Origin of the sequence: Siminovitchia fortis (assembly GCF_007681465.1) — a bacterium.
Classification (GTDB): domain Bacteria; phylum Bacillota; class Bacilli; order Bacillales; family Bacillaceae_C; genus Siminovitchia; species Siminovitchia fortis.
This window is the reverse complement of the sequence record NZ_VEKZ01000047.1, coordinates 24481-32545: the sequence shown is the minus strand read 5'-3', so window position 1 is coordinate 32545 and position 8065 is coordinate 24481. Positions and strand designations below refer to the sequence as shown.

General features: G+C 40.1%; 7 protein-coding genes and 2 pseudogenes. 8 read left to right on the top strand and 1 reads right to left on the bottom strand.

Going from position 1 to position 8065, the window contains the following annotated elements; translation table 11 throughout:
* Positions 1-57: 57 nt before the first annotated feature.
* The 5 genes and pseudogenes from FS666_RS14110 to FS666_RS14090 all read left to right on the top strand — a co-directional run.
* A pseudogene (locus FS666_RS14110) lies at positions 58-276 on the top strand (DMT family transporter); the annotation flags it as partial.
* Complete coding sequence (locus FS666_RS14105) at positions 276-590, top strand: DMT family transporter (protein ID WP_144462772.1); 315 nt, start codon at positions 276-278, stop codon at positions 588-590. The pseudogene FS666_RS14110 and the gene FS666_RS14105, both read left to right, overlap by 1 nt.
* Before the next feature lie 113 nt (positions 591-703).
* Entirely contained in the window at positions 704-1330 is a 627-nt protein-coding gene (locus tag FS666_RS14100) for an FMN-binding negative transcriptional regulator (protein WP_144462770.1), read from the top strand.
* 547 nt (positions 1331-1877) lie between these two features.
* Complete coding sequence (locus tag FS666_RS14095) at positions 1878-2753, top strand: YitT family protein (protein WP_144462768.1); 876 nt, start codon at positions 1878-1880, stop codon at positions 2751-2753.
* Positions 2754-3000: 247 nt separating this feature from the next.
* Positions 3001-3924 (top strand): S66 peptidase family protein, encoded by a 924-nt coding sequence (locus tag FS666_RS14090; RefSeq protein ID WP_144462766.1) that lies wholly within the window; start codon positions 3001-3003, stop codon positions 3922-3924.
* 211 nt (positions 3925-4135) lie between these two features.
* Here the strand turns inward: FS666_RS14090 and FS666_RS19865 are convergent, their stop codons facing one another.
* The gene (locus FS666_RS19865; RefSeq protein ID WP_186306565.1) at positions 4136-4309 is read right to left on the bottom strand and encodes a hypothetical protein; all 174 of its coding nucleotides are present in this window, start codon (positions 4307-4309) and stop codon (positions 4136-4138) included.
* A 155-nt stretch (positions 4310-4464) separates the two neighbouring features.
* Here FS666_RS19865 and FS666_RS14085 point away from each other — a divergent pair, with 155 nt between their 5' ends.
* The 3 genes and pseudogenes from FS666_RS14085 to FS666_RS14075 all read left to right on the top strand — a co-directional run bounded on the left by FS666_RS14085 (position 4465) and on the right by FS666_RS14075 (position 7853).
* Positions 4465-5376 carry an SDR family oxidoreductase gene (locus FS666_RS14085; RefSeq protein WP_120075726.1) on the top strand — a complete coding sequence of 304 codons (912 nt, stop codon included), beginning with the start codon at positions 4465-4467 and terminating at the stop codon, positions 5374-5376.
* A gap of 463 nt (positions 5377-5839) precedes the next feature.
* Positions 5840-7234: pseudogene (locus FS666_RS14080) on the top strand (L-cystine transporter).
* A 169-nt stretch (positions 7235-7403) separates the two neighbouring features.
* The gene (locus tag FS666_RS14075; RefSeq protein WP_235870417.1) at positions 7404-7853 is read left to right on the top strand and encodes a DinB family protein; all 450 of its coding nucleotides are present in this window, start codon (positions 7404-7406) and stop codon (positions 7851-7853) included.
* Positions 7854-8065: the final 212 nt, after the last annotated feature.

Sequence of the window (8065 nt, the reverse complement as noted above, 5' to 3'; positions counted from 1 at the left end):
GCTGAAAATGGGTAAAATCAGCCTGCTTTTCAAGCTTTTAACAAACTACGTCACGGATTCAGGTTAATGATTATGGCTGGCAGAAAACTTCCTGTTGGAACGGTCTATGCAGTTTTTGTTGGACTAGGTACTGCGGGAACTGTATTCTCGGATATCGTATTTTTTGAAGAACCATTTAAGGCAGCTAAAATCATTTTGATTTTGGTTTTATTGGCAGGGGTAATTGGTTTGAAATTAGTTACCAAAGACAACGTTAAAGAGGGGGTTGAATCATAATGGCGTGGGCTTCTTTGGTTGTAGCAGGTTTATTTGAAATGTTTGGCGTGGCAATGATAAGTAAATTGCATAGGGATCGCAGTTGGCAGTCGGTGTTACTGTTATTTCTTGGATTCGGGGCTAGTTTTCTTTTTCTTGCTTATGCGATGAAAACATTACCTATGGGAACAGCGTATGCTATTTGGACAGGAATTGGTGCTTCTGGTGGAGCAATATTAGGTATGGTTTTATACGGAGAATCAAAAGACTGGAAAAGGTTGGTTTTTATAGCAATGGTATTAGGGGCGGCTATTGGTTTAAAATTAATCTCATAAAATGATAGTTGCAGCCTGCGTAAGAAAATGCCTCACCTTGCCGTGGCACAAATTATTTTCCTAACGGTTTCAAAAATTATCAATGATAAGGCTTTATAAGGAGGAGCTATGTTATGTATGTACCTAAACATTTTAAAATTGATGACGAAGAAGTAATTTATGATTTTATCGAAAAATATGGCTTTGCAACCTTATTTTCCCAGCATGAAGGAGAACCCTACGCTACTCATCTTCCATTGACATTAAATAAAGGTGAAAATGCTCTATACGGTCATTTTGCCCGCCCGAACAAGCAATGGAAGGATATAGAAAATCAACAAGTTCTCGTCGTTTTCCAAGGCCCTCATTGCTATATTTCACCTTCTTGGTACGAGACGATGAAGGCTGTACCTACTTGGAATTATGTATCTATCCACGTATATGGAAATATGGAGATTGTCGAAGATAAGCAAGTAATATTTGATTCGTTAAATGACATGGTAAATAAATATGAAAGCCAGGATAGCCCATATCATTTAAATAAGATTGATCCGGATTTTTTAGATAAAATGAATAAGGGGATCGTCGCATTTAAAATAAAAATCACTAAAATTGAAGCAAAAGCTAAATTAAGCCAAAACCACCCTGTGGAACGTCAAGATTTAATTATTAAGCATCTTGAAAAAGCTTCTAATCAAGATAATTTACAAGTGGCAGCTCTAATGAAGAAAAATCTGCAAAATATAAATAAAAGTAATTAACCTTTGCCTAGATGAACATAAAAAACAACCTCCCGCTGCTTCCGTAAACAAACAAGGAGGCTGCTTTTCTAAGTAGTCTGGACATATAAATTGAAGAAGAAAGAACAGTGACTGCCACCGTTCTTTCTTTACCTGTGGTTCCGGGATTTATTTTTTATTCTGCATCCATACGACCAACGAAACCACTCCATGTACCACCACAACAATGCCCCAAACAATTGTAACGTAATTCAATTGCTCACTTGCATAGAACTGAAATCTAAAGAGGGGACGGAGTAGAGACACCATCTTCTCTCCTAAGTGCCTAAAAGCCAATTACGGGAGAAGTTACTTCAAGATCCGTATTCTTATATACTTCCTTCAATCGATTACTGTTGTAACTTCATAAACACTGTGATATTTTTTAAATGCCAAATAAACGATAAAACTATTATAGGTGGAGCAAATGCCATCAATTCCGGACGATTCAAATCTAAAATTTGATTGCATAAATGAATGAAAAAGTGTAAAAGCCAAAAGTGAAAAAAGATTAGAAAGAGGAAGTTAAATGAGTACAGTCATTAAGCAAAAAAGAACCAGTAGACTTAAAAAGGTATCACGAGCATTAGCAGTTATTATTGGGGCCTTTATAACCGCCTATGGACTGGAAGCGATATTGATTCCAAACAACGTGTCAGACGGGGGTGTTACGGGTCTGAGCATCGTTGGTTCACAGTTATTTGAATTACCTCTGGGAATTTTAATTGCCGTACTAAATATTCCATTCGTATTTTTAGGATATAAACAAATTGGGAAAAGTTTTGCTATTTTTTCGGTTATCGGCATTGCTTCACTGGCATACGGGACCAGCATTATGCACCATATACCAACTATTATTCAAGGCGATACATTGTTAGTAACCGTTGTTGGAGGTATTATCATTGGTTTTGGCATGGGGTTGGCATTGCGAAATGGCGGTGCATTGGATGGCATTGATATGCTGGCAGTATTGCTTTCCCGAAAATTACCTTTCGGAACAAGCGATCTCATTTTATTTTTAAACTTGTTTGTGTTTATTGTTGTTTCAACAGTATTTGGACTTCAAGGGGCTTTTTTATCGGGAATCGCTTATTTTATTGCATCTAAGGTGATTCACACTGTTGAAGAAGGTTTAAGTGGTTCTAAAACCTTTAAAATTATAACAACTCATCCCGAATTAATGGTTGAAACGATACGTGACCGATTAGGTCGCGGTGCAACGTATAATATAGTTGAAGGCGGTTATTCAAATGAACAATTCAAAGAAATTACTTGTGTCATTAACCGTTTAGAGGATAGTAAAATGAAAGAAATTATTTATGAAATTGACAAAAATGCCTTTGTTGCTGTATATGATGTTGCTGAAGTTAAGGGCGGTAGCTTCAAAAAGCGTAACATTCATTAATTTGCTGACAAAGCTCTGTTTTGTGTATGCAGGGCAACGGAATTAGGCATTTGCCAAGCTCTGAAAACGCCTATTGTACTTTCTTAGATGAAAGTAAATCTAAAAGGAATTTCCGGGGGAAAATGGACTATATTGTTAAGTGACAGTATAGTCTTAAAAACATCAGCCGGGCTATTCCAATAAAGGTCGTTGGTTGAAGAAAGAGTGAACTTTTTGGTATTGAAAACAACCAAGGGGGTTAACACTGATGAGATTGAACCCACCTGTTTTGCGGCAAGGTGACACCATTGGGATTGTTACTCTCGGAAGTCCATTAGATGTAAATGTTATTAATACCCGAATTAATATGTTAAACAATATGGGGTTTGATGTAGTCGTAGGGGAACATGTATATTCCCGAAACGGTTTTCTTGCAGGAACCGACCAAGAGCGGGCAGCTGATTTGATGAATATGTTTCGAAATGAGCAAGTTAAAATGATACTGCCGGCAAGAGGAGGGGTTGGCGTAGCCGGAATACTTCCCTACCTTGATTATGATATCATCCGGCAGAATCCGAAAATAATAACGGGTTATAGCGACATTACGATATTATTAAATGTACTCTTTCAATATGCAGATTTAATGACATTCCATAGTCTTATGCTCATTGACTTTACTCCTGAAACCCCAGGGTACAATTATAGTCAGTTTTTTTCCATAACTTCCAACTTAACACCTACCCGGCCAATAGTGAATCCGGCGGGAATACCACTGGTTGGCAGAGTTCCCGGAAACGTTACGGGCCGTATTGTCGGAGGCAATCTCACGTCTTTTATCGGCACTTTGGGAACGGATTTCGAGATAGATACAAAGGGGAAAATCCTGTTCCTGGAAGAAACCAATGAACCGATCAATACGGTCTACAGGTATATGAATCATTTAAAAATGGCCGGAAAATTTCAGGACTGTATAGGAATAATCATGGGAGAGTGTACGGGATGCGATGTTGCTTACGGTAAGACCTATGAAGATTTAATCAATGAGTTTGTTGTTCCCCTTGGAAAACCGCTGATGACTAATCTTACAACCGGACATGGTATTTATAAAACGGCCATTCCTATTGGGGCAATGGTTAATATGAATACGATCAATCAAACACTGACTCTGCTTGAACCAACAGTTAGCCTTTGATTGTTATTCAAAAAGAGTGAATATTCCGATGTCGTTTCGACTAAAAAACCGGGAGAGAGTAACTCACATCATGAAGTCAGTCATAAGCGCTGAAAATATTCTGTTTTTAAATTTTATATACAGGACCCTGACTGTGCAACAATAGGTTCCTATATCCACTATTTAGGCTGATATATGACCTTCGTGAAAGTAATAACTGATTTAGTACGGTTTAGATAATAGGATAATACTGTTCGTATCTCGGATTGTAGTAATAAGGCGGCCTCGGTCCGATTTTCGGCATTTTAAAAGAATACGGATTCGCATTGTAAATCAGATTTACCTTTTCATCAGAATGCCCTGCCAACAAAAGCAAGGCTTCCCGGCTGAAATGATATGGTTGCATGACGGCAGTCCCCCTTGATACATTTCTTTCATGCTTTTACATTATTCCAACTCCTCTATTCTGAGCCCGTACGGATCCATTATTTTATGCTTAACAAGCACCCTGTCAGCCCAAAAGACATAAAGTACTGGAAAATGCTTTCGAGGAGGATATGCATGGCACACGATCAGCAAGATTATCCATTGTATCCCTATTACGGAAAAATAACGCGCTATGAAGACATTCCGATTACTGTACCCGAGCAGCGCCAGATGCGGCAGCCAGGCGTTGAAAAACTCATGATTCCCCGGCCGATTATTGAGAATCCCAATTATAAAGGAAGCGGAAAATTATCTGGAAAAGCGGCGCTTATCACCGGCGGTGATAGTGGAATGGGGGCAGCGGCAGCGATCGCTTTTGCAAAAGAGGGAGCCGATGTTGCAATTGCCTATTTGGATGAGCATGAGGATGCAGGCAGAACCAAGGCAAGGATTGAAGAGATAGGACAACGCTGTTTATTATTGCCTGGGGATCTAAGGGAAAAGCAGCAGTGTGTTGATATCGTCGAAGAAACGATCAAAACATTTGGCAAGCTTGATGTGCTTTGCAATCATGTCGGCATCCAGTTTCAGCAATTAAGCCTGCTTGATATTACGGATGAGCAGTTCGACGATACATTCAAGGTTAATATCTACTCCCATTTTTATACAACCCGTGCAGCCCTTCCATACTTAAAGGCAGGAAGCTCCATCATTAATACTGCATCAGTTGTCGCATATGATGGAAATGATCAACTGATGGATTATTCGGCGACAAAAGGTGCAAACGTTGCCTTCACACGCGCATTGGCACGCAATTTAGCTGACAAAGGGATCAGGGTGAACGCCATTGCACCCGGGCGTATATGGACACCCCTCATTCCGGCAAGCTTCTCGGCTGATCAAGTAGCACTGGCGGAAAATCCAATGAAGCGCCAAGGCCAGCCGTTTGAGGTTGCCCCGACTTTTGTTTATCTAGCCTCCGATGACTCCCGTTTTGTCACCGGACAAACACTTCATGTCAACGGCGGGCAATTCATTACGTCATAGTATGGATGTTATAAAAAGTTTATTTGATGATGAACCAAAACCATCTTTGCATGTTGGTGAAGTGATGTGCTGCTGGGACATACTTGGCAGCACTGGAAGAAGCAGCTGCTCTTGAACAATTAGGAATTAAATACAATTCGGGCTGGATTCAATGGTTGATTCGGTCTTTTTTTTATTCTCCAATCTCGTTAGAGGAGGTTCATAGCCATTCTATTATAGTTAGGAAAGAAAGTAATTAAAGGCGTACAAATACTTCCCGCCAACTAACGAAATCCGCCCAATATCGACAAGATAAATCATGTTCTAAACCAAATCGTTGACAGAATCGCTTGTGGTATGTATATTATTAGTTTATTAAATGCACTAAATCTATAGGAATTATTTATTTTACTGTGGCACAGTAAATCCGTGGCGCATATGATGAAAAACATACTTGAGCGCTAACAACGAAAGGGGGAGCATAATGACTATATTTTTAATTTGCGTGAATATCGTTGTTTTACTAGCGATTATTGGCCTTCTTATTTTTATGCAAAAGAAACATATTTCATTTACAAAACGCGTATTCACCGGTTTAGGCGCCGGGATTGTGCTTGGTGCGCTTTTACAGGCCGTTTATGGGGTAGATTCGGAAATTTTAACAAATACAGCGGATTGATATAGTATCGTCGGAAGCGGATATATCCAATTATTAATGATGATTGTTGTACCGCTTGTCATGGTATCCATCATTCAGTCCATCATTAATTTGGAAAAATCCGCAGACCTTGGAAAAATGTCTGCCTGGATTATCGGTTTCTTAGTTTCGACGGCAATGGTTGCCGCTTTGATCGGAATTGGTGCTGCCGGATTATTTAATTTGAGTGCAGATCAAATTGATGCGGGACAGGCGGAAATTGAGCGTGGTGATATGCTTCAGGAGAAGCTTGGAGATGTGCAGGATCTCTCTGCACCGCAAAAAATCCTGAGTTTTATTCCGTCCAATATATTTTTGGATATGACAGGGGAGCGGGCAACTTCGGTCATTGCGGTGGTCATTTTCTCCATCATCGTCGGGATAGCCGTCCTTGGATTGCGGAGAAAAAATCCGGAACAGGCGGAAATGTTTACGAAAATGGTGAATGCACTTTATGCAGTTGTGATGCGGATCGTAACGCTGATTTTGCGCCTGACACCATTTGGAATTCTGGCTTTGATGGCCAATACAGTGGCTAAGACAGATGTTGCCGGTATTGTTCAGCTTGGAAAATTTGTGATTGCGTCTTATGTCGCTTTATTCGTCATCATGATCTTCCATCTTTTATTGGTGGGGGTTTTTGGTTTAAATCCGATGACGTACCTGAAAAAGGCTATCCCTGTACTAGGATTTGCTTTTACATCCCGTTCAAGTGCAGGCACGATTCCGCTGAACATCCAGGCACAGAAAAACTCCCTTGGTGTTGACACAGGAATCGCCAACATGTCAGCTTCATTTGGAGCGACCATTGGGCAAAATGGCTGTGCGGGAATGTACCCGGCCATGCTGGCAGTCATGATTGCGCCAACAGTCGGGATTGATCCATTTACACCAGCTTTTATCATCAAATTAGTGTTGATTATCGGAATCAGTTCATTTGGTGTGGCCGGTGTTGGCGGAGGGGCAACCTTTGCCGCATTGATTGTTTTATCTTCTATGGGACTCCCGGTAGCTTTGGCCGGTTTGCTCATATCAATCGAGGCACTGATCGATATGGGGCGTACAGCTGTAAATGTGAATGACAGCATGGTTGCCGGAACATTGACAGCACGAATCTTGGGGAAACTGAATTTGAAAACATTTAATGATAAAACAGCAATTGAAGACAGTTCTTCACTTTAAGGAAAAAACTAACCGCCATCATGTTGGCGGTTAGTTTTTTTGCTTGTATATTATGTATTCAAAGCTCGTCGGGTTTGAAAAAAGAAGGAATTAAGCTGTTCCATAGCGAATCGTATTTAAATGGTTTTTTTACGGTTTGGACAGAAGACACAATCAAGGAGGAAATAATTTGGAAGCAAAGCAAATGATGAATGAATGGTTGCAACATCGGAATGTGTTGGAAGAATTACTTGAATCCATTGATGACGAACATATCGATTTTAAACCGTGGGAAGATGCTATGACGCTTGGTGAACTGGCGTTGCATGTTGCGGGATGGAATGATGTGTTCGTTTCAATGGTCAAGACCGAAGAATTTACCTCACCAGACATTCCTGAATGTAAGACAATGGAAGATGTGCGCAAAGCTGTAAAGGAGTTTACTGAAAAAACAAAAGCTACATACGAGTCATTGACTGATGCAGATCTGGAAGCCGAAAATCATTCATCGCATCCAAAACTTCAAGGGCCAAAAAAAAGATACCTCACTGCAATGTATGATCACGAGATTCACCATAAAGGCCAACTTTTTGTGTATGCACGTATGGCAGGTGTGAAAGAAGTTCCATTTTTTCGCTAATTAGCCTGATCACCGTTCTTCGCCTTGCCAAGGGTATGCAAAGAATATCTATAATCATTGAATTGAACGTGGTGGAGGTCTCGAACTTTAGGTTTTTAAAAATTAAACAGCTTGTTTTAACCCCGTGCTAAAAATCAGAACGGGGTTATGCATGTTGGATGTTGAATAAAATAAATAACCACCGTGCCATTATAATCACTACTTTCGGGGAT

What these genes read in the sequence shown, in the direction of transcription:
- FS666_RS14105 (WP_144462772.1), top strand. Translation starts at nt 276, where the DNA reads ATGGCGTGGGCTTCTTTGGTTGTAGCAGGTTTATTTGAAATGTTTGGC.
- FS666_RS14100 (WP_144462770.1), top strand. Translation starts at nt 704, where the DNA reads ATGTATGTACCTAAACATTTTAAAATTGATGACGAAGAAGTAATTTAT.
- FS666_RS14095 (WP_144462768.1), top strand. Translation starts at nt 1,878, where the DNA reads ATGAGTACAGTCATTAAGCAAAAAAGAACCAGTAGACTTAAAAAGGTA.
- FS666_RS14090 (WP_144462766.1), top strand. Translation starts at nt 3,001, where the DNA reads ATGAGATTGAACCCACCTGTTTTGCGGCAAGGTGACACCATTGGGATT.
- FS666_RS19865 (WP_186306565.1), bottom strand. Translation starts at nt 4,309, where the DNA reads ATGCAACCATATCATTTCAGCCGGGAAGCCTTGCTTTTGTTGGCAGGG.
- FS666_RS14085 (WP_120075726.1), top strand. Translation starts at nt 4,465, where the DNA reads ATGGCACACGATCAGCAAGATTATCCATTGTATCCCTATTACGGAAAA.